The organism is Guyparkeria sp. SCN-R1 (assembly GCF_003932495.1).
Taxonomy (GTDB): Bacteria; Pseudomonadota; Gammaproteobacteria; order Halothiobacillales; family Halothiobacillaceae; genus Guyparkeria.
Map to the genome: position 1 here is coordinate 123,060 of NZ_QZMT01000003.1, position 26,838 is coordinate 149,897.

At 65.0% G+C, this 26,838-nt stretch carries 29 protein-coding genes; 6 read left to right on the forward strand and 23 right to left on the reverse strand.

What is annotated here, in order from left to right; all coding sequences use genetic code 11:
- Nucleotides 1–47 precede the first annotated feature (47 nt).
- Complete coding sequence (locus D5687_RS02780; protein WP_158611722.1) at nucleotides 48–641, forward strand: protein disulfide oxidoreductase; 594 nt, start codon at nucleotides 48–50, stop codon at nucleotides 639–641.
- An 11-nt stretch (nucleotides 642–652) separates the two neighbouring features.
- Here D5687_RS02780 and tal read toward each other — a convergent pair whose 3' ends face one another.
- The 4 genes from tal to ykgO all read right to left on the reverse strand — a co-directional run bounded on the left by tal (nucleotide 653) and on the right by ykgO (nucleotide 3,676).
- Nucleotides 653–1,750: a transaldolase gene (tal, locus tag D5687_RS02785; protein ID WP_125198235.1), complete on the reverse strand. Its 1,098-nt coding sequence runs from the start codon at nucleotides 1,748–1,750 to the stop codon at nucleotides 653–655.
- A 106-nt stretch (nucleotides 1,751–1,856) separates the two neighbouring features.
- On the reverse strand, nucleotides 1,857–2,771 hold the full coding sequence (locus D5687_RS02790) for a DnaJ C-terminal domain-containing protein (RefSeq protein WP_125198236.1): 915 nt from the start codon (nucleotides 2,769–2,771) through the stop codon (nucleotides 1,857–1,859).
- A gap of 166 nt (nucleotides 2,772–2,937) precedes the next feature.
- Nucleotides 2,938–3,402 (reverse strand): Hsp20/alpha crystallin family protein, encoded by a 465-nt coding sequence (locus D5687_RS02795; protein ID WP_125198237.1) that lies wholly within the window; start codon nucleotides 3,400–3,402, stop codon nucleotides 2,938–2,940.
- 148 nt (nucleotides 3,403–3,550) lie between these two features.
- Nucleotides 3,551–3,676 carry a type B 50S ribosomal protein L36 gene (ykgO, locus tag D5687_RS02800; RefSeq protein WP_058574874.1) on the reverse strand — a complete coding sequence of 42 codons (126 nt, stop codon included), beginning with the start codon at nucleotides 3,674–3,676 and terminating at the stop codon, nucleotides 3,551–3,553.
- A 165-nt stretch (nucleotides 3,677–3,841) separates the two neighbouring features.
- On the opposite strand from ykgO, the gene rdgB reads away from it, so the two are divergent.
- Both rdgB and hemW read left to right on the forward strand, forming a co-directional pair.
- Nucleotides 3,842–4,474: an RdgB/HAM1 family non-canonical purine NTP pyrophosphatase gene (gene rdgB / locus D5687_RS02805; RefSeq protein WP_125198238.1), complete on the forward strand. Its 633-nt coding sequence runs from the start codon at nucleotides 3,842–3,844 to the stop codon at nucleotides 4,472–4,474.
- Nucleotides 4,475–4,481: 7 nt separating this feature from the next.
- On the forward strand, nucleotides 4,482–5,663 hold the full coding sequence (gene hemW, locus D5687_RS02810; protein WP_125198239.1) for a radical SAM family heme chaperone HemW: 1,182 nt from the start codon (nucleotides 4,482–4,484) through the stop codon (nucleotides 5,661–5,663).
- On the opposite strand, the gene glmU is transcribed toward hemW, so the two are convergent.
- The 17 genes from glmU to speE form a co-directional block, all read right to left on the reverse strand.
- On the reverse strand, nucleotides 5,660–7,045 hold the full coding sequence (gene glmU, locus D5687_RS02815; protein WP_125198240.1) for a bifunctional UDP-N-acetylglucosamine diphosphorylase/glucosamine-1-phosphate N-acetyltransferase GlmU: 1,386 nt from the start codon (nucleotides 7,043–7,045) through the stop codon (nucleotides 5,660–5,662). The genes hemW and glmU overlap by 4 nt on opposite strands.
- A gap of 105 nt (nucleotides 7,046–7,150) precedes the next feature.
- Complete coding sequence (gene atpC / locus D5687_RS02820) at nucleotides 7,151–7,594, reverse strand: ATP synthase F1 subunit epsilon (protein WP_125198241.1); 444 nt, start codon at nucleotides 7,592–7,594, stop codon at nucleotides 7,151–7,153.
- Nucleotides 7,595–7,609: 15 nt separating this feature from the next.
- On the reverse strand, nucleotides 7,610–8,998 hold the full coding sequence (gene atpD / locus D5687_RS02825; protein WP_125198242.1) for a F0F1 ATP synthase subunit beta: 1,389 nt from the start codon (nucleotides 8,996–8,998) through the stop codon (nucleotides 7,610–7,612).
- Between the two features lie 42 nt (nucleotides 8,999–9,040).
- Nucleotides 9,041–9,901, reverse strand: coding sequence for a F0F1 ATP synthase subunit gamma (gene atpG / locus D5687_RS02830; RefSeq protein WP_125198243.1), 861 nt, complete (start codon nucleotides 9,899–9,901; stop codon nucleotides 9,041–9,043).
- A 15-nt stretch (nucleotides 9,902–9,916) separates the two neighbouring features.
- Complete coding sequence (atpA, locus tag D5687_RS02835) at nucleotides 9,917–11,455, reverse strand: F0F1 ATP synthase subunit alpha (protein WP_125198244.1); 1,539 nt, start codon at nucleotides 11,453–11,455, stop codon at nucleotides 9,917–9,919.
- An 11-nt stretch (nucleotides 11,456–11,466) separates the two neighbouring features.
- Nucleotides 11,467–12,003, reverse strand: a complete 537-nt coding sequence (locus tag D5687_RS02840) for a F0F1 ATP synthase subunit delta (protein ID WP_125198245.1) — start codon at nucleotides 12,001–12,003, stop codon at nucleotides 11,467–11,469.
- A gap of 16 nt (nucleotides 12,004–12,019) precedes the next feature.
- Nucleotides 12,020–12,490 (reverse strand): F0F1 ATP synthase subunit B, encoded by a 471-nt coding sequence (locus D5687_RS02845; protein WP_125198246.1) that lies wholly within the window; start codon nucleotides 12,488–12,490, stop codon nucleotides 12,020–12,022.
- 98 nt (nucleotides 12,491–12,588) lie between these two features.
- A complete protein-coding gene (atpE, locus tag D5687_RS02850) occupies nucleotides 12,589–12,876 on the reverse strand; it encodes a F0F1 ATP synthase subunit C (protein ID WP_125198247.1) in 288 nt (95 codons plus the stop codon).
- A 54-nt stretch (nucleotides 12,877–12,930) separates the two neighbouring features.
- Entirely contained in the window at nucleotides 12,931–13,749 is an 819-nt protein-coding gene (atpB, locus tag D5687_RS02855; protein WP_125198248.1) for a F0F1 ATP synthase subunit A, read from the reverse strand.
- 25 nt (nucleotides 13,750–13,774) lie between these two features.
- Nucleotides 13,775–14,173 (reverse strand): ATP synthase subunit I, encoded by a 399-nt coding sequence (locus D5687_RS02860; RefSeq protein WP_125198249.1) that lies wholly within the window; start codon nucleotides 14,171–14,173, stop codon nucleotides 13,775–13,777.
- Nucleotides 14,174–14,178: 5 nt separating this feature from the next.
- Complete coding sequence (locus D5687_RS02865) at nucleotides 14,179–14,469, reverse strand: AtpZ/AtpI family protein (RefSeq protein WP_125198250.1); 291 nt, start codon at nucleotides 14,467–14,469, stop codon at nucleotides 14,179–14,181.
- 169 nt (nucleotides 14,470–14,638) lie between these two features.
- Nucleotides 14,639–15,520: a ParB/RepB/Spo0J family partition protein gene (locus D5687_RS02870; RefSeq protein WP_125198251.1), complete on the reverse strand. Its 882-nt coding sequence runs from the start codon at nucleotides 15,518–15,520 to the stop codon at nucleotides 14,639–14,641.
- Between the two features lie 26 nt (nucleotides 15,521–15,546).
- A complete protein-coding gene (locus tag D5687_RS02875; protein ID WP_125198252.1) occupies nucleotides 15,547–16,377 on the reverse strand; it encodes a ParA family protein in 831 nt (276 codons plus the stop codon).
- Entirely contained in the window at nucleotides 16,374–17,039 is a 666-nt protein-coding gene (rsmG, locus tag D5687_RS02880) for a 16S rRNA (guanine(527)-N(7))-methyltransferase RsmG (protein ID WP_125198253.1), read from the reverse strand. The genes D5687_RS02875 and rsmG overlap by 4 nt, the downstream gene beginning before the upstream one ends.
- Nucleotides 17,040–17,043: 4 nt before the next feature.
- Entirely contained in the window at nucleotides 17,044–18,924 is a 1,881-nt protein-coding gene (mnmG, locus tag D5687_RS02885) for a tRNA uridine-5-carboxymethylaminomethyl(34) synthesis enzyme MnmG (RefSeq protein WP_125198254.1), read from the reverse strand.
- 291 nt (nucleotides 18,925–19,215) lie between these two features.
- Nucleotides 19,216–20,700 (reverse strand): THUMP domain-containing protein, encoded by a 1,485-nt coding sequence (locus D5687_RS02890; protein ID WP_125198255.1) that lies wholly within the window; start codon nucleotides 20,698–20,700, stop codon nucleotides 19,216–19,218.
- Between the two features lie 124 nt (nucleotides 20,701–20,824).
- Entirely contained in the window at nucleotides 20,825–21,676 is an 852-nt protein-coding gene (speE, locus tag D5687_RS02895; RefSeq protein ID WP_125198256.1) for a polyamine aminopropyltransferase, read from the reverse strand.
- 406 nt (nucleotides 21,677–22,082) lie between these two features.
- Between speE and D5687_RS11395 the strand changes: the two genes are divergently transcribed.
- The gene (locus D5687_RS11395) at nucleotides 22,083–22,304 is read left to right on the forward strand and encodes a cold-shock protein (protein WP_240031400.1); all 222 of its coding nucleotides are present in this window, start codon (nucleotides 22,083–22,085) and stop codon (nucleotides 22,302–22,304) included.
- Here the strand turns inward: D5687_RS11395 and D5687_RS02905 are convergent.
- A complete protein-coding gene (locus D5687_RS02905; RefSeq protein ID WP_125198258.1) occupies nucleotides 22,291–23,256 on the reverse strand; it encodes a hydrogen peroxide-inducible genes activator in 966 nt (321 codons plus the stop codon). The two genes, D5687_RS11395 and D5687_RS02905, sit on opposite strands and share 14 nt — an antisense overlap.
- Before the next feature lie 182 nt (nucleotides 23,257–23,438).
- On the opposite strand from D5687_RS02905, the gene trxA reads away from it, so the two are divergent.
- Both trxA and rho read left to right on the forward strand, forming a co-directional pair.
- On the forward strand, nucleotides 23,439–23,765 hold the full coding sequence (gene trxA, locus D5687_RS02910) for a thioredoxin TrxA (protein WP_125198259.1): 327 nt from the start codon (nucleotides 23,439–23,441) through the stop codon (nucleotides 23,763–23,765).
- A 323-nt stretch (nucleotides 23,766–24,088) separates the two neighbouring features.
- Entirely contained in the window at nucleotides 24,089–25,348 is a 1,260-nt protein-coding gene (gene rho / locus D5687_RS02915; RefSeq protein ID WP_125198260.1) for a transcription termination factor Rho, read from the forward strand.
- A gap of 66 nt (nucleotides 25,349–25,414) precedes the next feature.
- On the opposite strand, the gene D5687_RS02920 is transcribed toward rho, so the two are convergent.
- Nucleotides 25,415–26,787 (reverse strand): IS3 family transposase gene (locus D5687_RS02920; RefSeq protein ID WP_240031399.1). Its coding sequence is split into 2 segments (ribosomal slippage): nucleotides 25,415–26,295 and nucleotides 26,295–26,787, totalling 1,374 coding nucleotides; the frame shifts between segments, so codons are not numbered across the junction.
- Between the last annotated feature and the right edge of the window lie 51 nt (nucleotides 26,788–26,838).

The window sequence follows — 26,838 nt, forward strand, 5'->3', positions numbered from 1 at the left end:
GGCGCAGGCATCCGCAACCTTTCACCGACTATCTTCGAGACAGACACATGCCAGACGACCCGAACAACAAGGGCAATGAACCGGGCCACAACACGGGCAATGGCCCCGGTGACACCCCGCCGTCAAAGCCGAAACGTCGCCTGCCGCGCTGGGCACGATGGACCCTCGAGGGCCTGGTGTTCATCGCTGCATTGCTGGCCGTTCAGGCGTGGATGGGGCCGGATCTGCCGGAGGGCGAGATCCCCGGCATGGCGGCAGAAACCATCGATGGCAAGCAACTGACCCTCGGCGGGCCGGCGGGCGAGCCCACCGTGGTGGTGTTCTGGGCCACTTGGTGTGGTTACTGCGACCTGGAGATGCCCTGGCTGGTCGACCTGGTCGACGACCATCGCGTGATCACCGTGGCCATGCAGTCGGGCGATGCGAACACGGTGCGCGCCCACATGCGGGAAAACGATCTCGAGAAGCTGCCGGTGATCAACGACCCCGACGGGCAGATCGCGGCCAGCCTGGGCGTGAACGTCACGCCCACCTTCCTGTTCTTCGACCAGACCGGCCGGGTGGCCCATTCGACCACCGGCCTGACCAGTCCCTGGGGCGTGCGCCTGCGGATGTGGTGGATGAACCGCGCCGCCGACTAATTTGGGGTACGTCAGGCCTGATCGATAGCGGCGAGCAAGTCGTCGAAGGCGGCCTGGAACTGCTCCAACCCCTCGTCAAGCAACTGGTCGCGTACCGCGCCGTCCATGTCGACACCCACCTCGGCCAGTTCGGCCCAGACCTCGCGATCCTCGTCGAGACGCGGCTTCAACAGGGAGGCAATCCGGCCGTGGTCGGCAAAGGCCTCGAGGGTCGCATCCGGCAGCGTGTTGATGGTGCGCGGGGCGATCAGGTTCTCGACGTACAGCAGGTCCGAGTAGGCCGGGTTCTTGGTGCCGGTGCTCGCCCAGAGCAGGTACTGCGGCCAGGCGCCTTCCTGCTCGAAGCGGTCGAACGACTCGTCCTCGAACACCTCGCGGAAATGCGCGTAGGCCATGCCGGCCAGTGCCAGGGCCGCTCGGCCCTTGAGGGCCTGGGCGCGCCCGCCGCCGATGGCATCGAGCTGCTTGTCGACCAGCGTGTCCACCCGGCTCATGAACAGGCTGGCCACCGCGCGCACCTCGGCGGGCTTGCCACCGTTTTTCTCCAGTTGCTCGATGCCGCGTCGATAGGCCGCGAATACCCACCGTACCTGATCGAGCGAGAACAGCAGGGTGACGTTGACGCTCACGCCCTCGCCGATCAGGCGCTCGAAGGCCTCGATGCCCTCGACCGTGCCGGGTACCTTGATCAGCACATTGGCCCGATCGACCAGTTCTCGCAGCCGATGGGCGGCGCGCACCGAGGCATGGGCGTCATGGGCGATCCCGGGCGATTCCTCCCAGGATACCCAGCCGTCCTCGCCGTGCGACTGGTCCCAGACCGGTCGCAACAGGTCGCAGGCGCGCTGGATGTCCGTGACGACCAGATGCTCGTAGACCGACTCGACGTCCGAATACTGGCGCTTGCCCGCGGCGATGTCCTCGGTGTAGAGGTCGCTCCCGACGATTGCCTTCTTGAAGATCGACGGATTGGAGGTCACCCCGCGGATACCGTAGTCGCGGATCAGCCGCGGCAGGCCCTCGTCCGTCAACAGGGCGCGGGAAAGGTTGTCCAGCCAGAGACTCTGGCCCTGCGATTCGTGGAGTTGGCTCAAGGCATGCGCGGTCATCGACGACTCCTCCCGGTTGCTTGCGCGTGACAAGGACGAGGCACCACGTTGGCACCTCTACCGGAAGCTTAGACGCTCATGAGCCGTCCACGTGGCCCAAGTGCTGTTATCGGGGATCGAAGGGCATCGAGGTGCGCATTTCCTCGTAGAACTCGCGCGCCTCGTCGGTCTTGGCCGGCGGGGTGTGGATCATCAGGACCAGCATCAGGTCACCGCCGGCGAAGCCACGCTTGGGGATGCGCAGCTTGCGCCCGGATTGCGACCCGGCGGGCACGCTCATGTTGATGCGCTTGCCGTCGGGCAGGGTGACCGGCACCTTGGCGCCCAGGGCCGCCTCCCAGGGCGTGATCGGCAGTTCCTGGACGATGTTGTTGCCGTCGACCCGGTCGCGGTCCTCCTCGCGCAGAGTCAGCACCAGGTAGAGATCCCCCGGCGAGCCGCCCATCGGGCTCGGCTGGCCCTGGCCGGTAAGCCGGATGCGACGCCCCGGCGTCGACCCGGCCGGCACGTTGACCTTCAGCGAGCGAGCGCCGCCGCGTCCATCGGAGACCCGGATGGTGTGTGCCCCACCCGTGACCAGCAGCGACAACGGCACCGGCGCCTCGGCCTCGACGTCCTGGCCGCGCACGCTGCGGCCCTGACCGGCCCCGGCCGGGCCACCGGGGCCACCGAAACCGCCGCCGAAGAACTGCGAGAAGAAATCGGAAAAGCCGCCGGCCGCGAAATCGTCCCCGCCGAAGCCGCCACCAAATCCACCGGGACCGCCCGGACCACCGGGCCCAGCGCCGAACTCGTCGCCATGATGGTAGCCCGAACCGAGCGCGTCGTAGCGTGCGCGCTTCTGGGCATCGCCGAGCACCTCGTAGGCCTCGTTGATTTCCTTGAACTTGTCCTCGGCACCCTCGCCCTTGTTGCGATCCGGGTGGTATTTCTGCGCAAGCTTGCGGTAGGCGCGCTTGATCTCGTCCTGCGAGGCATTGCGCGCCACGCCCAGGGTTGCGTAGTAGTCGTGATATTTCACGCCTGCACTCCTCCGAGTGATGTTCTGTGTGCCGTGTAACCGGCGTCTCGAAAACCCGCCCGTCGGACAGGCTTTCGGCACGCCGGTGAGCCGAGATGGCCCAATGAGGAAAAGCCCGGGGCGGCCGGGCTTTTCGCGTGCTTCCGCGGCCGGCGGCCGAACCGGATCAACTCACCTCGATGCGCCGCGGCTTCGACGTCTCCGCCTTGGGGATGGTCACCGTGAGCACGCCGTGCTCGGAACTCGCCTTGATACCATCTGCATCCACCTGCTCGGGCAGGGTGAAGCGACGGTAGAAGCGTCCGTAATGGCGCTCGATCCGCGCGTAGCCGTCCTGCGACTTCTTGAGCTCCGAGTTGCGCTCGCCCTTGATCTCGAGCACGCCGTTGTCGGCGGTCACCTCGACGCTCTTCGGGTCGATACCCGGCAGGTCGACGTGCAGCTCGTAGGCGTTCTCGTTTTCCTTGATGTCGACCGCCGGCGCCCAGTCCGCGACCTCGAGCTTGCCCTCGTCACGCGCTCCATTGAGGCTCGGCTCGAACAGCGAGTTCATCTCGCGATAGAGCTGATCCAGCATACCCCACGGTTGATTGCGGGTCTGACCTTCCGGCTTGTAACGCACAACAGCCATATTCAACACCTCCCTTCGATGCTCAATGACGGGCCAATGCCGTGTTCATGCCTTTGATGTAGGTCGACCGCGGGGATTTTCAAGGCCCGGACACGACAAGGCCCCGCCGAGGCGGGGCCTTGTGTCACGCGTCAATCCGGCAGGCGACTTAGCGCTGACGGGCCTTGAAGCGCGGGTTGGTCTTGTTGATGACGTAAACCTTGCCGCGACGACGAACGACTTGGCAGTCCTTGTGTCGCTTCTTGGCTGACTTGAGAGAAGACAGAATTTTCATGGACGCCCCTTTCGCTAATCCGCTCGGTTCCACACAAAGCGCGGCAATATAGCGGATCCGGAGCACAATGGCAACCCACCCGTTCGCCCTGGGCCTTCTGGACACTGCAGGGTCGACCGGTTGTAGGTATCCTCGCTGCCTGCACCAACCAACCGGGACGCCTGAATGACAGACATCGTGATCGCCACCAACAACGACGGCAAGATGGCCGAGTTCGAGGAAATGCGCCGGGTGCTGGCGGCCAGCCATCCGACCCTGGACCGACTGCGCTTCGTCTCGCAGCGCGGTTGGAACGTCTCGTCACCGGTCGAGGATGCCGACAGCTTCCGCGGCAATGCCCTGATCAAGGCACGACACACCGCCGCGCTCACCGGTCACCCGGCCATCGGTGACGATTCCGGGCTGGTGGTCGATGCCCTCGATGGCCAACCGGGCATCTTCTCCTCGCGCTTTGCCGGCGAGGAGGCAAGCGATGCCGAGAACAACCAGAAACTGGTCGACGAACTGGCGCGTCGCCCGGATGCCCCGCGCAGCGCGCGTTTCGTCTGTGCCCTGGCCTTCGTCCGCCATGCCGAGGACGATGCCCCGATCATCGTCGAGGGCACCTGGGAGGGCGAGGTGCTCGATGCCCCGCGCGGTGCGCGCGGTTTCGGCTACGACCCGCTGTTCTTCTCCCCGGAACACGGCATGAGCGTCGGCGAGATGGACCCGGACGACAAGCACCGGGCCAGTCATCGGGCGCGCGCCTTGAAGCAGCTGATCGAGCAGCTGGCCTCCCTCGACATCAACCCCGCGTGAGCCACTCATGAGCCTGTTGCAGTTCACCGACAACCCACCGCTCTCGCTCTACGTCCACCTGCCGTGGTGCGTAGAGAAATGCCCCTACTGCGACTTCAATTCGCATGGGCTCAAGGGCCGCGACCTGCCCGAGGACGAATACGTCGACGCGCTGCTGCGTGACCTCGAACCCGAGCTACCGCTAATCTGGGGACGGCCGATCGAGACGATCTTCCTCGGCGGCGGCACGCCCAGCCTGTTCTCCCCGGAGGCGCTCGATCGGCTGATGTCGGGCCTGCGCGCGCTGCTCGACCTGCGTTTCACCCGCGAGGTGACCCTCGAGGTCAACCCGGGCACCGACATGGCCTCGCGGCTGGCCGAGTACCGCGCCATGGGTTTCAATCGGGTCTCGATCGGCGTGCAGAGCTTCAACGACGACTCGCTCAAGCGCCTGGGCCGCATCCACGACCGGCGAGCCGCCTGGCGCACCATCGAAGCGGCACACGACGCAGGGCTCGACAGCTTCAATATCGACCTGATGCACGGCCTGCCCGGGCAAACGGAAGACGATGGCCTAGTGGATATCGACACCGCGATCTCACTCGAACCGCCGCACCTGTCCTGGTACCAACTGACCATCGAACCCAACACGGCGTTCGCGTTCAGCCCACCGGCGCTACCACCGGAGGCGACCCTCGACCGGATCGGCGAGGCAGGCGCCCAACGTCTGCTCGATGCCGGTTACGGACACTACGAGATTTCGGCGTTCGCCCAGCCGGACCACTCCTGCCAGCACAACCTTAACTACTGGCAGTTTGGCGATTACCTCGGCATCGGTGCCGGCGCACACGGCAAGCTGACGATCCCGGCGGAAAACCGCATCGAACGACGCCTGCGCAGCCCCCACCCCAATCGGTATCTCGAGCTCGCGGGTCAACCGGCGAACATCGATGCCCACGACATCAAGCGCCAGGAGATCCCGTTCGAGTTCATGCTCAATGCCCTACGGCTGACCAAGGGCTTCCCGGTGGGCCTGTTCCAGGAACGCACGGGCATGCCCATCGCCGTGGTCTCCAAGACACTGCGTGGGCTGGAGGAAGACGGTCTGATCGAATGGGACATCCAGACCATCCGGCCGACCGACCGCGGCCTGCGCTTTCTCAACGACGTGCTGGGCCGGTTCCTGCCAGACGAGTCGCCCGCCGGTTAATCGCCCTTCTTGCGCGGGCGCTGCCAACCGTCGATCACGGACTGGCGGGCGCGCGCCACGGCGAGTTGCCCCTGACCCACGTTGCGGGTAATGGTCGACCCGGCCCCGATGGTCGCATCATCGCCCACGCTGACCGGGGCCACCAGCTGCGTCGCCGAGCCGACGAACACCCGATCACCGATCTCGGTGTGGTGCTTGTTCGCGCCGTCGTAGTTGCAGGTGATGGTGCCCGCGCCGAGGTTGCTGTCATCGCCGACCCGGGCATCGCCCACGTACGAGAGGTGGTTGACCTTGGAGCGCTCGCCGATGCGGGCCGCCTTGATCTCGACGAAGTTGCCGATCTTGGCCGACGAATCGAGGGCCGCACCCGGACGTAACCGGGCATAGGGGCCGATGGCGTTGTCGCCCGCGGTGACCACCCCGTCGATGTGACTGAACGCCTCCACCGTCGACCCGGGGCCGATCTCGCAGTCACACAGGACGCAGTGCGGACCGATCTGGACGTTGTCGCCGAGACGCACGCTGCCCTCGAAGACGCAGTCCACGTCGATCGACACATCCTGGCCGCAGTCGAGCGAACCACGGATGTCGATGCGCGCCGTGTCGGCCACGGTCGTGCCGGCCAGTGCCAGCGCCTCGGCCTGACGCTGCTGGTAGACCCGCTCGAGGCGAGACAGCGCGAGGCGATCGTTGACCCCGGTCACCGCCCAGGCATCCGCGGCGATAACCGCCTCGACGGCCTTGTCCTCGGCGGCGGCCATCTCGATGATGTCGGTGAGATAGAGCTCGCCCTGCGCGTTGCCGGATTCGAGCCGATCGAGCCATGTCACCAGATCGCCATAGCGCGCCATCAGGATGCCGGTGTTGACCTCACGGACCTCGCGCTCCGCCTCGCTGGCATCCTTCTGCTCGACGATGCGCCGCACACGTCCCGTGTCATCACGCAAGATGCGGCCGTAGCCGGTCGGGTCGTCCATGTGCACCGTCAACAGCGAGACGACCGCGTTCGACCCGGTCAGACGCCCGAGCAGCTCGGCACCGAGCAGCGGCACATCCGCGTACAGCACCAGCACCCGGTCCTCGGGCCCTGCCTGCAGCCCCTCGATCCCGAGCTGGACTGCGTGGCCGGTGCCGTTCTGTTCGTTTTGCCAGACCCAGTCCACGTCACGGTGGGCCTGCGATTCGCGCACCGCCTCGCCCTGGTGGCCGATCACCACGTGAGTCGTGGCCGGATCGAGCGCCGCCGCCGTGTCCAGGCAATGGGCGAGCATCGAGCGCCCGGCGATCTCGTGCAGCACCTTGGGCTTGCTCGAACGCATGCGCGTTCCCTTGCCGGCGGCCAGCACCACGACGTGGAGTTCCGAGCGTGACTGCCTGTTCATTGTCTTGTCCTCAACGTCTCTCTCCCGGCCGGCGCCACCAACGCCGGCCACAAACAAGAAAGGAGCCCGAAGGCCCCTTTTCCATCATCGATTTGCGGATACCGCTCAGTGACGGCCCTTCTGGGCACGCATGGACTTGATCCACTTAAGGCGCTCTTCCGCCTCGACCATGATCATCTCGGCCGAGGTGAAGTCGAGCTGCCCGCGCTGCTCGTACTCCTGAACGTAATCCTCCTCTTCACCCATGCGGGCTTCGAGTTCGTTCGGATCCAGGTCTTTCGCGTCCTCTTCCGTCAGCGCCCAGTCAGCGATGATGCTGACCACGTGGGGCTGGACTTCGACCACCCCGAAACCGACGAAATAGCGCACGATCGAGCCGTCGTCCTGATGCACCCGGACTTCGCCCGGACGCAGTACCGACAACGTCTGCGTGTGGCGGGCAGTAACGCCCATTTCGCCGGCTTCGGTCGGGATGGTGACGAAGGTCGCCTTCCCGGTGAAGATCGGCTTTTCCATGCTGACGATGTCGACTCGGGTAGTCATAGCCATTGTCGACCTCCGTTATCAGGCCTTCTCAGCCATCTTGTTGGCCTTCTCGACGGCTTCGTCGATGGTGCCAACCATGTAGAACGCCTGCTCCGGCAGGTGGTCGTATTCGCCGGCCACGATGCCCTTGAACGCGCGGATCGTTTCCTTCAGCGGCACGTAACGGCCCGGAGCGCCGGTGAAGACCTCGGCGACGAAGAACGGCTGCGACATGAAGCGCTGGATCTTACGAGCACGGGAAACCACGGCCTTGTCGTCGTCGGACAGCTCGTCCATCCCGAGGATGGCGATGATGTCCTTCAACTCCTTGTAGCGCTGCAGGGTGTTCTGCACGCCGCGGGCCGTGTTGTAGTGCTCTTCGCCAACGACCTGCGGGTCGAGCTGACGACTGGTGGAATCCAGCGGGTCGATCGCCGGGTAGATACCCATGGCGGCGATGTCACGTGCCAGTACGACGGTCGCGTCTAGGTGGGCGAAGGTGGTCGCCGGTGCCGGGTCGGTCAGGTCGTCCGCCGGTACGTAGACCGCCTGGACGGAGGTGATCGAACCCGTCTTGGTCGAGGTGATGCGCTCCTGGAGAACGCCCATTTCCTCGGCCAGCGTCGGCTGGTAGCCCACCGCGGCCGGCATACGGCCCAGCAGTGCGGAAACCTCGGTGCCCGCGAGGGTGTAACGGTAGATGTTGTCGATGAACATCAGCACGTCACGGCCTTCGTCACGGAAGAACTCGGCCATGGTCAGGCCGGTCAGCGCGACGCGCAGACGGTTGCCCGGCGGCTCGTTCATCTGGCCGTAGACCAGGGCCACCTTGTCGAGGACGTTGGAGTCCTTCATCTCGTGGTAGAAGTCGTTCCCTTCACGGGTACGCTCGCCCACGCCGGCAAATACCGAGTAACCGCTGTGCTCGACGGCGATGTTGCGGATCAGCTCCATCATGTTGACGGTCTTGCCCACGCCGGCGCCGCCGAACAGGCCGACCTTGCCGCCCTTGGCGAACGGGCAGAGCAGGTCGATGACCTTGACGCCGGTCTCCAGCAGTTCCGTACCGGCAGCCTGCTCGTCGAAGGTCGGTGCCTTGCGGTGAATCGACCACTTCTCGTCGGTTTCGACCGCGCCGGCCTCGTCGATCGGCTCGCCCAGGACGTCCATGATGCGACCCAGGGTGCCCTTGCCAACCGGAACCGAGATCGGCTTGCCGGTGTTGGACACGGCCAGACCGCGCTTGAGACCGTCGGAGGTGCCCATGGCGATGCCACGAACGATGCCGTCACCGATCTGCTGTTGAACCTCGATCACCAGACCGTTCTCGTCGACACGCAGCGCGTCGTAGACGGAAGGCACCTGGTCATGCGGAAATTCGACGTCGATCACCGCCCCGATGATCTCGACAATTTTTCCAGAACTCATGTGTGTTCCTCTTTCAATTCGAAAAATGGGTTGGTGCCGTCGTCACACGGCGGCCGCGCCGGACACGATCTCGGAGATCTCCTGGGTGATCGCCGCCTGACGCGCCTTGTTGTACTGCTGCTTGAGGTCCGTGATCATGTCGTTGGCGTTATCGGATGCGTTCTTCATCGCGATCCGACGGGCCGCCATTTCGCAAGCCACGTTCTCAATGGTGGCCGACACGATCTGACCCGCCAAGTACCGCTTGAGCACCGCGTCCAGGACGATCTGCGAGTCGGGCTCGTAGATGTAGTCCCAGTGATGCTTGAGGCTTTCGTCCTCCTGGTACTGCAAGGGGGCGATCTGCTCGACGGACGGATCCTGGGTCATCGAATTCACGAACCCGTTGTGCGCCAGATCGATCCGATCGACGTCGCCGTTCTCGAACGCGGCAAGCGCCGCATTGATCGCCTTGCGCATCGAAGCGTAATTCGGCTTGTCTCCCAGACCGGTGACGGAGGTCAGGATGTTGCCCCCGTACCGGCGGAAGAAAGCCCGCCCCTTGCTGCCGACGGGAATGACGTCGACCTCGACACCATTCTTCTCGTATTCCCGAATCTTGTCGGCCGTGCGCTTGAGCAGGTTGACGTTCAGCCCGCCGCACAGGCCACGATCCGTGGTCACCACGATCATCAGAACGCGCTTGACTTCACGCTCGACCATCAGCGGATGGCGGTACTCAGGATGCGCGTTGGTGATGTGACCCACTACCTCGAGAAACTTCTCGGCGTAGGGGCGCGTCGCCTCCATCGCTTCCTGGGCGCGCCGCATCTTGGATGCGGCCACCATTTCCATCGCCTTGGTGATCTTGCGCGTGTTCTGGACGCTCTTGATCTTGGTGCGAATCTCTTTGCCTACGGCCATGATCTCGCCCCCCGGTTAATAGACGCCTTTGGACTTGAAGTCCTCGACGACCTTCTTCAGCTCGGCGGCGATCTCGTCGCTGTAGTTGCCTTCGTCACCGATCTTCTTCGCCAGCTCGCCGGCGTTGTCGGCCGCGTAAGCGTGCAGTGCGGCCTCGAAGTCGTTGACCTTCTCGACCGGCACGTCATCGAGGAAGCCCTCGTTGGCGGCGGTGAGCGACAGGGCCATTTCGGTGACCGACAGAGGCTTGTACTGCGGCTGCTTCATCAGCTCGGTGACGCGCTTGCCGCGCTCCAGCTGCTTGCGGGTCGCCTCGTCCAGGTCGGAAGCGAACTGCGAGAACGCCGCCAGCTCACGGTATTGGGCGAGGTCGGTACGGATACCGCCAGCCAGCTTCTTGACCGCCTTGGTCTGGGCCGAGCCGCCAACACGCGATACCGAGATACCCGGGTTGATTGCCGGGCGGATACCGGAGTTGAACAGGTCGGTCTCGAGGAAGATCTGACCATCGGTGATCGAGATCACGTTGGTCGGAACGAACGCGGAGACGTCGCCACCCTGGGTCTCGATGATCGGCAGCGCGGTCAGCGAGCCGGTCTTGCCCTTGACTTCACCGTTGGTGAACTTCTCGACGTAGTCCTCGTTGACCCGCGAGGCACGCTCCAGCAGACGCGAGTGCAGGTAGAAGATGTCACCCGGGTAGGCTTCGCGGCCCGGCGGACGACGCAGCAGCAGGGAGATCTGGCGGTAGGCCCAGGCCTGCTTGGTCAGGTCGTCGTACACGATCAGGGAGTCCATGCCGCGATCGCGGAAGTACTCGCCCATGGTGCAGCCGGCGTAGGCGGCCAGGTACTGCATGGCGGCCGGGTCGGAAGCGCCGGCGGATACGACGATGGTGTACTCCATCGCGCCGTGCTTCTCGAGCTCGCGGACCACGTTGGCGACGGTCGAGGCCTTCTGGCCCATCGCGACGTAAACGCAGTAAACGCCCTTGCCCTTCTGGTTGATGATCGTGTCGATCGCGACAGCCGTCTTACCGGTCTGACGGTCGCCGATGATCAGCTCACGCTGACCACGACCGATCGGCACCATCGAGTCGATGGCCTTGATACCGGTTAGGATCGGCTCGTCGACGCTCTGGCGCTCGATGACGCCCGGCGCGATCTTTTCGATCGGCGCGGTGGTCTCGGCATTGAGCTCGCCACGGCCGTCGATCGGCTGACCGAGGGTGTTCACGACGCGGCCCAGCAGTTCCTTGCCGATCGGCACTTCCAGGATGCGCTGGGTGCACTTGACCTGGTCGCCCTCGGTGAGGTGCTCGTAGGCACCCAGGACAACGGCGCCGACGGAGTCACGCTCCAGGTTCATGGCTACGGCGAACGAGCCGCCCGGCAGCTCGAGCATCTCGCCGAGCATGGCTTCGCTCAGGCCGTGGATTTTGATGATGCCGTCGCCCACCGAGACGATGGTGCCGACGGTTTGCGCTTCCGCGCCGGCATCGAAGTTTTCGATGCGCTCTTTAATCAGACTGCTGATTTCAGACGGGTTGATCATGGAAGATCTCCTTAGCGACTCATTTGTACGGCAAGATGCTCGAGCTCTCCGCGCATCGATCCGTCGATGACCAGGTCACCGGCGCGGACGATCGCGCCGCCGATGAGGTCTTCGTCGACGGTAGTTTCGAGCTCTACGGTGCGATCGAGTCGCTTGCCGAGCGCTGTTTTGATTTGGTTCGACTGCTCGTCGGTCAGAGGCTTGGCCGAGACGACGGAGGCCACGATGCGGCGCTCCCCTTCGGCACGCAGCTTCTCGAACTCCGCGGCCACTTCCGGCAGCAGATCAAGGCGGTCGCGTTCGCCGAGCAGACGCACGAGATTGAGCGCCTTCTCGTCGACCGCGCCCTCGACCACCTTGATGAAGCCGGCGAGCCGATCGGCACGGGAACGAGCCTCGTCGCCCAGAAACGCGACCATGTCGGCGTTCTGCGCGACGGCAGACAACCCGGTAAGCGTCTCGGACCAGTGCTTGGCCTGCGCCGCATCGGCACAGAGGTCATGCACTGCCTTCGCGTACGAGATGGCGACTGTGGTGTTCTCAGACATAGGGCCTCCGCTTGTCTTAGATCCGAGCGATCAGATCTGAGATCGCGGATTCGTGGTCCTTGTCCGTCACCTCACGCTTGAGGATGCGCTCGGCACCGGTGGCAGCCACGTCGGCAACCTGGGCGCGGAGCTCTTCCTTGGCGCGATTGACCTCGCGGTCGATCTCGGCGTTGGCCTGGGCGACGATGCGCTCGGCCTCTGTCTTGGCGTTGTTACGCGCCTCTTCCAGGATCTGGTTCGAACGAGAATTCGCCTGAGCGATGATGTCGTTCGCCTTGTCCTTGGCCTCGCGCAGCAGCTCGGTCGAGCGCTCCTGGGCCAGTTTCAGCTCGTGCTTGCCACGCTCGGAAGCGGACAGGCCGTCAGCAATCTTCTTGCGACGCGCTTCCATCAGGGCAGAAAGCGGCGCCCACAGATATTTGTTGACCAGCCAGATCATCAGCACGAAGGCGATCAGCTGAGCAAGCAGTGTGATCGAAATACTCACAATGTCCCCTCGCGTAAATACGGATTGGGTTTCCGGTCAGCATGAAGCGGCGGGTCGAACCGCCGCCCATGCCGAATCGATGTCACGAAGGACGCGATTTAGAGAGCGCCAATCGCGGCGGTCAGGGCACCGACGAACGGGTTGGCGAACAGGAACCACATCGCGAACGCGAGGATGATGAACGGGAAGGACTCCATCAGACCGGCGAAGATGAACATGTTGGTCATCAGCTGCGGACGCATTTCCGGCTGACGCGCGATGCCCTCGAGGGTCTTGGAACAGATCAGGCCCCAGCCGATGGCCGAGCCGAGGCCGGCGGCAGCGAGGATCACACCAACGCCAACTGCGGTGTAGGCATAGATGGTAGCGAGCATATCGGGGGTCATAGCTTCTTCTCCTAATCAGAAAAACAAAGGGTCAAAGGAAACTCGGGTCGGTACTCAGTGATCGTCCAGGGTATGTGCCATACCGATGTAGACGATGGTGAGCACCATGAAGATGAATGCCTGCAGCGTGATCACCAGGATGTGGAAGGCAATCCACGCCATGTCCAGCACGACCTGCAGCGGGAACCAGATGAGCAGGCTGGCACTGATGGTCGCACCCAGGGTCAGCAGGGCGATCAGCAGGAAGACCAGCTCACCGGCAAACATGTTGCCGAACAGACGCAGCGCGAGGCTGATCGGCTTGGCAAGCTCGTCGATCGCGGTCATCACAATGTTGATCGGAATCAGGAACTTGCCGAAGGGGTGGAACAGGAACATCTTGATGTACCCACCCAGGCCCTTCACCTTGATGCTGTAGTAGATAGTCAGGATGAACACGAACAGCGCCATGGCGAGCGTGGTGTTCAGGTCGGTGGTCGGGACCACCTTGAGGTATTCGACACCCAGACCGGAAGCGATGGCCGGCAGCAGGTCGACGGGGATCAGGTCCATGAAGTTCATGAGCCAGACCCACAGCAGGATGGTCAGCGCCAGCGGGGCGATGATCTTCGGCGCCCGACTGCCGAAGGAGTCGCGGATCTGCTCGTCGACGAACTCCAGTATGCCTTCGGCGGCATTCTGCAGGCCGTTGGGCGTCTCCGCGCGCAGGCCGCGGCCGATACGCATGGCGACGAACACGATCAGCGCACCCAGCAGGATGCTGAAGAACAGCGTGTCGATGTTCAGCGTCCAGAAGCCCTCGCCAACAGAGAGGTTGGTCAGGTGATGCTGGATATATTCAACCGGGCCACCGCCCGCATTCTCCGTAGCCACTGTCTCTAACTCCTCAAGCTTGAAATCAATCTGTTGTCTGGTCGGTCGGACGTCCGGAATCCTGACCGCGGGCCGCGAGGACGCCGGCGATCATGGCGACCACGAAGGCCCCGACCATGAATCGCGCGTCCAGCTTCAGCAGCCCGAGCCCGACCGCCATCAGGGCAAGCAGTGCGACAAACCGCACCGCCGCCCCGAGGTACATCGTGTTCATGCTCTGCTGCGGCGACTCCACCGCCAGCTCGGTCGCCCGCGCCATCGTCCGGCGGAGCATCCAGGCCAGCAGCATCGCGACCGCCACCCCACCGGCGGCGGACAACGCCGCGTGCGGCGAATGCAGCAAAGCCGCGCCGACGGCCAGCGCCAGGACGGTCAACTGGACCGTCACTACGCGCCGCCCGCGGCGGGTGATCGCTTCGGCCATGCGACTCACGGGCGCTCCGAATCCTTCTTGTCCGACTCGTCGCGACCGGTGGCCAGCAAAGTCTTCTTCGCATTGCGCATGCCGGCGACGAAACCGAAGGCCCCGAGGATCAGCATGAAGATCGGCGCCGTCTCCAGCCAGCTGTCCAGCAAGAAGCCGAGAAAAAATCCGGCGATGATGCTGGAGGCGAACATGTTTCCCGCGCCGACCTGGAGCAGGCCTTTGAAGCGCGCACTCCAGTAGCCACCCTGGCCTTTCTGGCCAGCATCGGCGGGCGTCTTGTCGCGATCGTTCATGTTCGGGGCCCAAAAATTGGCGGCCAGTGTAGCGATTCGCTCATCGATCGACAAGCAATGATGCCTTGGCTGGCTATGAGTCGGACGCCTGCCGATAGGTCGCTGGCATCGCGGTGGTTGCGCTTGCCGTTTGAACGCGGGCGCGTGCGCTTGAACAGGTGTCGGGTCGTCAGTCCACCTCGGGGCGCCCGGCCTCGCTGCGACCCACAAGGCGCTCGATCAGGCCGTCAAGCTGATCGAGGCTGTCGAAACCGAGCACCACACGCCCCTTGCCGCGGCGATTGGCCTGGATGGTGACGGCCGTGCCGAGCGCCTCGCCCAGGCGTCGCTCGAGGGCGCGGGTATCCGGGTCATCACCACCCTCGGGGGCGGGGCTGGCCGCCTTGAGGTAACGGCCGACCATGGACTCGACCTGACGCACGGTCAGCGTGCGCGAGACCACCTTCTCGGCAATGCCGGCCTGCTCCTTTTTCGGCAGGACGGCGAGGCTGCGGGCGTGGCCGGCCTCGATCTTGCGCTCGCGCAACAGCTTCTGTACCGGGACGGCCAGGTCCAGCAGCCGCAGGGCATTACTGACCGCCGGACGCGAGACACCCAGCACATCGGCGACCTGCTGATGGGTAAGTTCGAATTCCTTGACCAGACGCTGCATCGCCTGGGCCTGCTCGATGGCGTCGAGATCCTCGCGCTGAAGGTTCTCGATCAGCGCCATGGCGGCCGCCTGGTTGTCGTCGATCTCGCGCACCACCGCCGGGATGTGATCGAGACCGGCCTTCTGCGCGGCCCGCCAGCGACGTTCGCCCGCAATCAGCTCGTATTCGCCGGAACGGCGGCGCACCACCACCGGCTGGATCACGCCCTGGGCCCGAATGGAATCGGCCAGCTCGGTCAGGGCGGCCTCGTCGAACCGGGTGCGCGGCTGGAACGGGTTGGGACGGATGAGGTCCACCGCCAGCTCGCGCAGTTGCGCGCCGGCCTGCTCGGCGGGCCGTTCCGCGGTGCCCAGCAGGGCATCCAGACCGCGCCCCAATCCCTTGCGTTTCGTGCTCATGGAAAGGCCTCTGTGTGTCCCGTTCGTCAGTCGCGACCCGCCGCCCCGGCGCGACCCTGGCGCAGGGCGGCCGGCTTGCCGAGCTTGCCGCGCTTGCGAGCCCGCTTGACCAGCTCGCGGGCCACGTCGGCATGTGCCTCGGCGCCGCTGGAGCTCTTGTCGTAGAACATGGCCGGCAGGCCGTGACTGGGCGCCTCGGCGAGCCGCACGTTGCGCGGCACCAGTGCCTCGAAGACACGGTCGCCGAAGTGCTGGCGCAACTGCCCGCTCACATCCTGCGCAAGGCGGTTGCGCGCATCATACAGCGTGCGCAGCACCCCGGCGATGCCGAGGTCCGGGTTCAGCGCAACCCGCACCTGCTCGATCGTATCCAGCAGGGCGGAGAGCCCCTCCAGGGCGAAGTATTCGCACTGCACCGGGATCAGCACGTCATCGGCCGCGGCCAGGCTGTTGATCGTGAGGGTGTTCAAGGCCGGCGGACAGTCAATCAGGATGAAGTCGTAGTCGTCGACCAACGGTGCGAGCGCCTGGCGCAGCTTGGTCTCGCGACCGATGCGCGTGACCAACTGGAACTCGGTCCCGGCCAGGTCGATGGTCGCGGGCAGCAGGTCGAAGCCGCCCGGGTCGGTGGGCAGCAGCGCCTCGGCGACATCGATTTCCTCGAGCAGCACCTGGCCGACGTGACGCTCGACCGAATGCTTGTCGAAGCCCGAGCTGACGGTGGCATTGCCCTGCGGGTCCATGTCGACCAGCAGCACGCGGCGACCGAATGCCTGCAACGCGGCGGCGAGATTCACCGCCGTGGTGGTCTTGCCGACGCCACCCTTCTGGTTGGTGATCGCGAGCACCCAGCTCATGCGGTGCCCGCCCGTTCGACGACCAGCAGGTGGCGTTCGGCATCGAGATCGGGGATATCCAGCACATGCCGGGCGGTGACGGCGAACCCGTCGGGCAGGGCGTCGAGCTCCTGCGGATCGAGCCGCCCCTTCATGGCATACAGGTGCCCGCCGTCGGCGAGCAGCGGGCCACCGAGGCGGACGAAATCGGCCAGCGCGGCAAACGCCCGCGAGATCACGCAGTCGAACCGATCGGCCGGATCGAGCTGCTCGACACGTTCGCGTCGCACGGTGACGTTGCCCAGCCCTAGCTCGCGCTGGGCGGCCATGGCAAAACGCGTCATCTTGAGATTGGAGTCGACCAAGGTGACCTCACTGTCGGGGCGACAAACCGCCAAGATCATACCCGGTATGCCGGGACCACTGCCAATGTCGAGCAGACGTGGACAGGCCGGCAGGTGGGGGAGCACCGCCAACGAGTCGAGCAGGTGGCGCGTGACCATCGACTCGGGATCACGTACCGCGGTGAGGTTGTAGGCGCGATTCCAGCGGGCAAGCAGCTCGAGGTAGTCGATCAGTCGCTGCCCGACGGCCGGCGCGAGCGAGAGCCCGAGGCGCTGCGCGCCATCGAACAGCTGGTGCTCAAGTCGATTCCGTTGCTCGTCGGATAGCGCCGCGGGCATGCGATCAGGCCGAGCGGGCCAGCTGGCCGCGGCGCTTGAGGTGCACCAGCAACAGGGACACGGCCGCCGGGGTCACGCCGGGAATGCGCGCGGCCTGGCCAACCGTGGCCGGGCGCTGTTGGCTAAGCTTGTCGCGCACCTCATTGGACAACCCCGGGATCTCGGCGTAGTCGATATCCGCCGGGATCGCCTCCTGCTCCTGCTTGACCGAGCGGGCGACCTCGTCGCGCTGCCGATCGATGTAGCCGGCGTACTTCGCCTCGATCTCGAGCTGCTCGATCACCGCCGGGGCGGGCATGGCGGCAGGCGCCAGTTCGTCGACTGCCGTAATCGCCGCATAGTCGAGCTCGGGGCGACGCAGCAGATCGAGCGCGGTGACGTTGCGCGAGATCGACCCGTCGAGCTTGTCGGCCGCCGGGTGACCCGGGTGGACCCAGATGTCACCCAAACGGGCCCGCTCGGACTCGATCGCCCCCATCTTCTCGTTGAAGGCCCGCCAACGGCGCTCGTCGACCAGGCCCAGCTCGCGGCCGATCGCGGTGAGCCGCTGATCGGCGTTGTCCTCGCGCAGCATCAGGCGGTATTCCGCCCGGCTGGTGAACATGCGGTAGGGCTCGAGCGTGCCCTGCGTAGTGAGATCGTCGACCAGCACGCCCAGGTAAGCCTGGTCGCGGCGCAGGGTGAGCGGATCGCGATCGAGCACGCGCGCCGCGGCGTTCGCACCAGCCATCAGCCCCTGCGCGGCGGCCTCCTCGTAGCCGGTAGTGCCGTTGATCTGCCCGGCGAAGAACAGGCCGTCGATCGCCCGGGTCTCGAGCGTGGGCTTGAGACCGCGCGGGTCGAAGAAGTCGTACTCGATCGCGTAGCCCGGACGCGTGATGTGCGCGTTCTCGAAGCCACGGATCGAGCGCACCAGCTCGAGCTGCACGTCGAACGGCAGGCTGGTGGAAATGCCGTTGGGATAGACCTCGTGGGTATCAAGCCCCTCGGGCTCGACGAATATCTGGTGCGAATTCTTGTCGGCGAAGCGGTGGATCTTGTCCTCGATCGACGGGCAGTAGCGCGGGCCGATGCCCTCGATGTTGCCGGTGAACATCGGCGAGCGATCCAGCCCGCCGCGGATGATCTCGTGGGTGCACTCGTTGGTATGCGTGATGAAGCAGTCAACCTGACGCGGGTGCTCCTCGGGCGAGCCGAGGAAGGAGAACACCGGCGTGGGCGTATCGCCCGGCTGGGCCTGCATCACCGAATAATCGAGGCTGCGGCCGTCGAGGCGCGGCGGCGTGCCGGTCTTCAGCCGCGCCACGCCCAGGTCGAGCGAGCGCAGGGTGTCGGCGAGCTTCTTGGCCGGCGGGTCACCGGCTCGGCCGCCCTCGGAGCGCTCCAGCCCGACGTGGATCTGCCCGGCGAGAAAGGTGCCGGCGGTCAGCACCACCGACTCGCCATAGAACTCGATGCCGCCGGCGGTGCGTACGCCCACGACCCGCTCGCCGCCGAGGATCAGATCGTCGACGGCCTGCTGGAACAGGGTCAGGTGCGGCTGGTTCTCCAGCATGTGGCGCACGGCGGCCTTGTAACGCACCCGGTCGGCCTGGGCGCGGGTGGCACGCACCGCCGGCCCCTTGCGGGCGTTGAGGATGCGGAACTGGATGCCGCCGAGATCGGCGGCGTGCGCCATCGCCCCACCCAGCGCATCGATCTCCTTGACCAGGTGCCCCTTGCCGATCCCGCCAATCGCAGGGTTGCAGCTCATCTGGCCGAGGGTCTCGATGTTGTGGGTGACCAGCAAGGTCTCCACGCCCATGCGCGCGGACGCCAGCGCCGCCTCGGTGCCGGCATGACCGCCGCCGATGACGATCACGGGAAATCGATCTGGATAACGCATGGAAACCTCCTGCCGCCAAAACGGCTAATCACCCCCGGCACGAAATGGGGCCGTGGGAAGGTGTGCACGAATCGGATGCCGCTCTGCGCGTTTTGACCGGGGTAGATGCAAGGCGTCCGTCCGCCGCGGAAGAGTCATTCTCTTTCCAAGGGCGGCAACGCAGCAGATGCCCCGGTCAAGGCGCGCCCTGCGGGGCCCGGCCAGAGTGGCGTTCGATTCGTGCACACCTTCCCCTGAGGGCGCGGCAGTATAACGGAAACCGCTGTCAAATCCAGCAGTTATCGCCCGCCATCACGCCGCGCCGACCACCGCCGGGTCGCCGCGTTCGAAGGCTCGGCGCAGGCGGCTCACGCCACCACGAAACGCGTGGGCATCGAAGCCGGCGCGCTGCATCCGCTCGGCGAGCAGGGGCGCGTTCGCCCCGCGCAGGCAGTAGAGCAGGTAGCAGCGATCCTTCGACAACGACTCGAATTGGCGCGCAAGCTCGTCCGGCGGGTAATTGACCGCGCCCGGCAGGTGCCAGTCGCGAAAACGCCGCGGCGGCTGACAATCAATGACCTGCGCATCGGCGGGAATCACGTCGGCAAGGACATCGGGCTCGGCGAGGGCCTCCTCCGTCAACGCGGCGAGATCAATCTCGCGCGCCTCGGCCACCGCACGGTCCAGCAGGGCGTGGTCGAGTTGCGCCTCCTCGCGATCGATCCGCCCGCGCCGGGACGAGACCAGCGGCTTGCTGTTCGACAACGCGCAGAACTCCGGCACACCCTCGGAAAGCTCGTAGGTGCCGATCCGGCGGGCGAGCGTCATGATCTCGGTCTTGTCGAAACCGATCAGCGGACGCAGCACCGGCAACCCGCTGGCCGGATCGATGCTGTTGAGGTTCGACAGGGTCTGCGAGGAGACCTGCGAGAGCGCCTCGCCGGTGACCAGCGCCTGCGCGCCGGTGCGCCGGGCAATGGCTTCGCCGGCTCGATACATCAATCGCTTGAGTACCACCTGCCAGACCTCGCCGGCCAATCGCTCGCGCATGTCGGCGACCACCGGCAGGAAATCGACCACAAACAGCCGCGGCCGGTCGCCGATGGCCCAGTCGCGGGCCAAGCGGTGGGCGATGCGCGTCACCATGTTCTCGTGGGTCGCCCCGCCGAGGTTGCAGAAGACGTAGTCGTTGCCCACCCCGCGGCGCATCGTGTACCAGGCGGCCACCGGCGAGTCGAAGCCGCCGGACATCAGTGTGACCGCCCGGTCCTGCACCCCCAGCGGCACGCCGCCCGGCCCCGGTTGGCGCCGGGTGAAGACCCAGGCGCCCGCCTCGACCAGATCGATCTCGACCCGCACGTCGGGCCGATCGAGATTGACCGTACCGAAGGGGTTGAGCGCCGCGCCTACCTGGCGTTCGACCTCGCGGGTCGAAAGCTGGGCGCCGCCGTGGCGCTTGCAGCGCACCGCGTAGGTCCGTCCGCGCACGGCCTCGGCGAAGCGTGTCCGCGCCGCCTCGACCAGCGCCGCCACGGTCGGCTCGACCACCGCCTCCACCGGCGAGTAGGACGCCACGCCGAAGACGCGCTCCAGCCGCTCTGCGGCGACCTCGCGCTCCCGGGTGAACAACAGCAGTCGTCCCTGGTCGACGCGCAGCTCGTGCGCCACCCCGTCGAGGGCCACGCGCAGGTTGTTCATCAGGATATTGCGAAAGCGGCGGCGCGTCGGAGACGACTTCAACTGCATTTCCGGGGCGGGCCGGACGATGATCCGTTCGGGCCAGTCGTGTTGGGTCATAGCGGGTGATGAGATCGGAACGAATGAAACCAGTGGCCACCCCGCGACCTCATGTGCGGGCGCGGGGTGCGGCCAGTGGACAGGACAAGGAGGGCGAAGTTGCCCGGGGCAGGCGCCGCGACGATCAGACGTCGCCGAGCGCCTCCTGCATGAAGGGCGGGATGGCCAGCAACCCGCGGTGCAACTCGGTGCGGTAAAAGCGGGTGGCGACATCGTCGGCCAGCGGGCGAATCTCGTCGAGCGGCCCCGTCTTGCGCGCCAGGGTGCCGGTGATCGAGCCACCCGGGTAGACCGGCTGCGGGAACAGCAGCGAGCGGCGCTCGGCAAAGCCGGCCGCCTTCATCGCACGGTGGTAATCGAGCATCAGCGGCATGTGATAGAACGGCGATTCGCTCTGACCGACCATGATGCCGTCCTCGCGCAGCACGCGATGGCAATCGGCGAGGAAATCGGGGCCGAACAGGCCGGTGCCGGGGCCGATCGGGTCGGTCGAATCGACGATGATTACGTCGACGCTCGCGGGCGGCGCGTTGCGCATCCAGGCCACACCGTCCTCGAAGCGCAGCGACACGCGCGGGTCATCGTTGTGGGCAGTCAGTTCCGGAAAGAAACGCTCGGCGGCGCGGGTGACCGCCTCGTCGATGTCGATCTGCACCACCGACTCGACTTCGCGGTGCTTGAGCACCTCGGTCAGCGTGCCGCAGTCGCCGCCACCGATGATCACCACGTTGCGCGGGTTCGCGTGCGTCTGCAGCGCCGGATGCGACATCATCTCGTGGTAGAGGAAGTTCTCCAGCGACGAGAGCATCATGACCCCGTCGAGGAGCATCAGGTTGCCCCAGTGTTCGGTGCGCCAGACCTCGAGGTGCTGGTAGGGCGTCTGCTCGTCGAGCAGTTTTTCGGTCACGCGGATGCCGAACCGCGCGCCCATCTCCTCGACCGTCTCGTAGACCCACTCGTCGTGCTTGCCGGACATGACCTCCCTCCCGTGATTCGCCTCGCCCCGACCCGATTCGGGGCCTCAGGCAAGCTGCAAATGTGACAGAATACCAGCCGCGAGCCCCCGCGTGACGGATGATGCCCGGCCTATATCCCGCCGGAACGATTTCACGCCGGGCCGCCATTTCGAATAACAACACACAACCAACACGGAACCTATCCCACCCATGAAAACCTGGCAGGACTCTCGACTTACCGCCTTTATCGTCACCCTCGGACTCGCCGTCATCGGCGCGTTGGCCATCGGCCAGATCTACGACTACATCGACCAGCGGCTGCTGCAGTTTCTCGCCTCGGCGGCCGTCATCCTGATCATCTCCCTGTTGGCCGGCTGGCTCGCACCCCGTTCCGCCAAGCCCGGCCTGCGCCCCAAGGAAGTCGCGGTGGAACACGAACCGGTTCGCGAGACCGGCAAGGTCAAGTGGTTCAACGTCGACAAGGGCTTCGGCTTCATCATTCGCGACAACGGTGAAGACCTGTTCGTCCACTTCCGCGCCATCAACGATGGCGGCGCCTCGCGCCTCAACGAAGGTCAGCAGGTCGAATACCAGATCGGCCAGGGTCGCAAGGGCCCGCAAGCCGAAGAAGTCGTCATTCTCGACTGATCGCACTGCCCTCGGCCGGGCCGCCCAGCGGCTCGCAACAGGCCGGCAGGGTTTCCCGAATCGACTGTGCCAGCACCTGGACCGCCTGCGGCCGCGAAAAGCGCCGGCGGCTGGCCAGCGCGATGTCGCGGGTGGGCGTGTCGCTGGCAAACGGCAGGTAGCGCACCAGCGCCTGCGTGCCCTCGTCCTGCGCCCAGGTCGAGGCGCAGGGCAGCACGGTGATCCCCGCGCCGCTGGCGACCATCATGCGCATGGTTTCCAGCGAGCCGCCCTCCAGCGTGCGCTGCAGGCGTCCGAACGCCCGGCCGTCGTTGCAGCGCGGGCAGACGCCCAGCACCTGGTCCCGAAAGCAGTGCCCCTGACCGAGCAGCAGCAAATCGTGCTCGGCCAGCTGGTCGGGCTCGATCGCATCCTGCTCGGCCAGGGGATGGCCGACCGGCACCGCCACCGTGAACGGCTCCCGGTAGACCGGCTCGACCACCACGCCCGGCGCCTCGAACGGCAGGGACAGCACGACCACATCCACTTCGCCGTGCTCGAGCTGTTCGGCCAGGTCGGCCGTCAGCCCCTCGGTGATCTCGATCGGCATCCGGGGCGCCAACTGGTGCAGCCGGCCGATCAGGCGGGGCAGGAGATAGGGGCCGACCGTGTGGATCAGCCCGACGCGCAAGGGGGCGGCCAGTGGATCGCGCCGGGTGTGGGCCAGTTCCTCGAGGCGCTCCATCTCGGCAAGCACCCGCTCGGCCTGTTCGATGATCGCGCGGCCCTCCGGGGTGACCTGCACCTCGGAGCGACTGGCGCGTTCGAAGATCTGCACCCCGAGCGCGGATTCCAGCCGCTTGACCCCGACGCTCAGGGTGGGCTGGCTGACGAAACAGCGCGCGGCGGCACGGCCGAAATGCCGCTCGCGGGCCACGGCGACCACGTAGCGGAGCTCGGTCAAAGAAGCCATGAAAGGCAGGTTCCTTTTGCGTGATCGATAAGGCCGGGCCATACTCCGGGTGTTCGGCACGCCCGACCGGGCTGTCGGGCAGCAGAATAGCACCACGAGGTGCGGTCGCTTGAAAAGCGGCGTCAAGGGATGAACAATTGCCCGACAGGCATTAACAGTCACTGATATTTAGGAGTCATGCCGTGAGCGACAACATCGTCTACGTATCCGACGCGGATTTCGAAGCCCAGGTCATCAACAGCGACACGCCCGTGCTGGTCGACTTCTGGGCCGAATGGTGCGGACCCTGCAAGATGATCTCGCCGATTCTCGACGAGGTCGCCGACGACTACGCCGGCAAGCTCAAGATCGCCAAGGTCAACATCGACGAGAACCCGGAAACCCCGCGCCAGAACGGCATCCGCGGCATCCCGACCCTGATGCTGTTCAAGGGCGGCAAGGTCGAGGGCACCAAGGTCGGCGCGGTATCCAAGTCGCAACTGACCGACTTCATCGACTCGGCCCTGTAACCGCCGGGGACACGGGAACCGACCTCAATCTTCGCCGACCGGGCCCGACCTGATTTGGCAAGTGGTCGGTTCTGTGCCAGAATCCCCGCCAATCAAGGGACTGCTGAACGCCACCCATCCCGCTCTGCCCGCCCTGAAGCTTTACCGGCCCATCGGCTGCGAGCCACTTGGATGCGTTCAGCGACTCCCTGAGACGACACACCCCTTCTGTCGTCCGGCCACACCTCGGTGGCCTACCGATCTCAGCATTTGATTTCTCCTTTCGACATCCCGTTGATTTTCCATCTGTGGCCCGCCGCGGTCCCCACGACGAATCCTTCCGAATGAATCTAACCGAACTCAAGAGCAAGCCCGTTCCGGAACTCATGGATCTGGCCCAGTCGATGGGGCTGGAAAACATCGCCCGGACCCGCAAGCAGGACGTCATCTTCGCCCTGCTCAAGGCCCACGCGAAAACCGGCGAGTCGATCCACGGCGACGGCGTGCTGGAAATCCTCTCGGACGGGTTCGGTTTCCTGCGCAGCTCCGACGGCTCCTATCTCGCCGGGCCGGCCGACATCTACGTCTCGCCCTCGCAGATACGCCGCTTCAACCTGCAGACCGGTGATTCCATCAGCGGCTCGATCCGACCGCCCAAGGACAACGAGCGCTACTTCGCGCTCTTGAAGATCGAGAAAATCAACTTCGAGAAGCCCGAGGCCTCCAAGACCAAGATCCTGTTCGGGGATCTCACGCCGCTGCACGCCGAGCAGCGCATGCGGATGGAACGCGGCAACGGCTCGACCGAGGACCTGACCGCGCGGATCATCGACATCGTCTCGCCGGTCGGCAAGGGCCAGCGCGGCCTGATCGTCGCTCCGCCGAAGGCCGGCAAGACCATGCTGCTGCAGAACATCGCGCAGAGCATTGCCCACAACCACCCCGAGTGCGACCTGATCGTGCTGCTGATCGACGAGCGGCCCGAGGAAGTCACCGAGATGCAGCGCACCGTACGCGGCGAGGTGGTCGCCTCGACGTTCGACGAGCCGGCCCCCCGCCACGTGCAGGTCGCCGAGATGGTAATCGAGAAGGCCAAGCGCCTGGTCGAGCACAAGCGTGACGTGGTGATCCTGCTCGACTCGATCACCCGCCTGGCTCGCGCCTACAACACCGTGGTGCCGTCCTCGGGCAAGGTGCTGACCGGTGGGGTGGATGCCAACGCCCTGCACCGTCCCAAGCGCTTCTTCGGTGCCGCGCGCAATGTCGAGGAGGGCGGCAGCCTGACCATCCTCGCCACCGCGCTGGTCGACACCGGCTCGAAGATGGACGAGGTGATCTACGAGGAATTCAAGGGCACCGGCAACATGGAGCTCCACCTCGACCGGCGCATCGCGGAAAAGCGCGTCTACCCGGCGATCAACATCAACCGTTCCGGCACGCGCAGGGAAGAGCTGCTCACGGATGCCGAGGAACTGCAGAAGATGTGGATCCTGCGCAAGTTCCTCCACCCGATGGGCGAGCTCGAGGCGGTGGAATTCCTGCTCGACAAGCTGCAGCAGACCAAGACCAACAACGAGTTCTACGACTCGATGCGCCGCGGCTGACACGCCGCCACCCCGAAACGAGAAACCCCGGCCAATTGAACTGACCCCCAAAAGTTGGACGGTTGGTTAGGCGGGCACCAAGGCCTGAGTCCTGTATTCCACGGGGCTCAGGCCTTTTAGTTTCTCTTTGATCCGATCGTGATTGTAATAGCGGATGTAGCGCTTGATCTCGAGGATGAAGTCCTCGACGGTTTTGAACGTCCGACCATGAAAGCACTCGCTCTTCAGGATGCCGAAGAAGTTCTCCATCACGGCGTTGTCGTGGCAATTACCCTTTCGGGACATGCTCGGCTCGATGCAGTGCTGGTTCAGAGTCTGACGGTATAGCGGCATCCGGTATTGCCATCCTTGGTCCGAGTGCAGCATCGGCCTCTCACCCGGCGCCAGGCGCTTGGTGGCTTGCTTGAGCATCGTCATCACCAGTGGCAGCCGTGAATTACGAGCGATCTCGTAGGAGATGATCTCCTGGTTGTAGAGATCCAGAATCGGCGACAGGTAAAGGCGCTCGCCTCGAACCTTGAACTCGGTCACGTCCGTCACCCACTTTTGGTTGGGACGATCCGTCTCGAACTGCCGTTGCAGTCGATTAGGCGCCGTCTTCCCCTCTTCACCACGATAGGAACGGTAGCGCTTGGGTCGAAGCCGGCAGGCGAGGCCCAGACGGGTCATCAGGCGTTGCACCGTCTTGTGGTTCAGAGGGTGGCCCTGACGACGTAGCATCCAGGTGATGCGGCGGTAGCCGTAGCGGCCCCGGTGCTGATGGAAGATGGCGGCGATCCGCTGCTTTTCATCGGCATACCGATCCGGCCGGGCCGATGCCCGGCACCAGTAGTAGTACACGCTACGGGCCATCCTGGCCGCCTTGAGCAGCCACTTGAGGGCGTGCCTTGGCCTCAGTTCAGTGATCAGCCGCGCTTTTTCTTCTCGGCGGATCGCTTCTCCTGGGCCAAGGCCTTCAACTTTTTTAAGTAAGCATTCTCCGCTTCCAAATACGCCAAGCGTTCGTGCAACTCGTCCGTCGTCATGTTCTTCGGCGCCTTGGGCCGCTGGTGAAGTGGCGGCGTATGGGATGTGTGCTTGGCCATCTTAGGTGGTCTCCCGCGGCGTTTGGGTTCCAGCGCCGCCATGCCACCTTCGGCAAACGCTCGTTGCCATTGCAGAAGCGTAGCAGGCGTCGCGATATTGAAAGCGGCACTCGCTTGGCGAATAGACCAGCTCTCCTTGGCCATCCGACGCAAGACCTCCACTTTGAAAGCCGACGAATAGTGTTGGCGGCGCGTTTCCAGCCCGTCCTTTCCGTGCGTGCCGTAAAGGGCACACCACTGCCGGACCAAGCTGTGGTCAATCTCAAAATGCTTGGCTGTCGCCTTGCTTCCGGCATCGTGCTGTTCCCGATACCGGATCACATGCAGCTTAAACGCCGATGAATATTTCGCCATAAGAAAACCCCTGTCAGTTGGATGGGTGTCCAACTTTCAGGGGTCACTTCA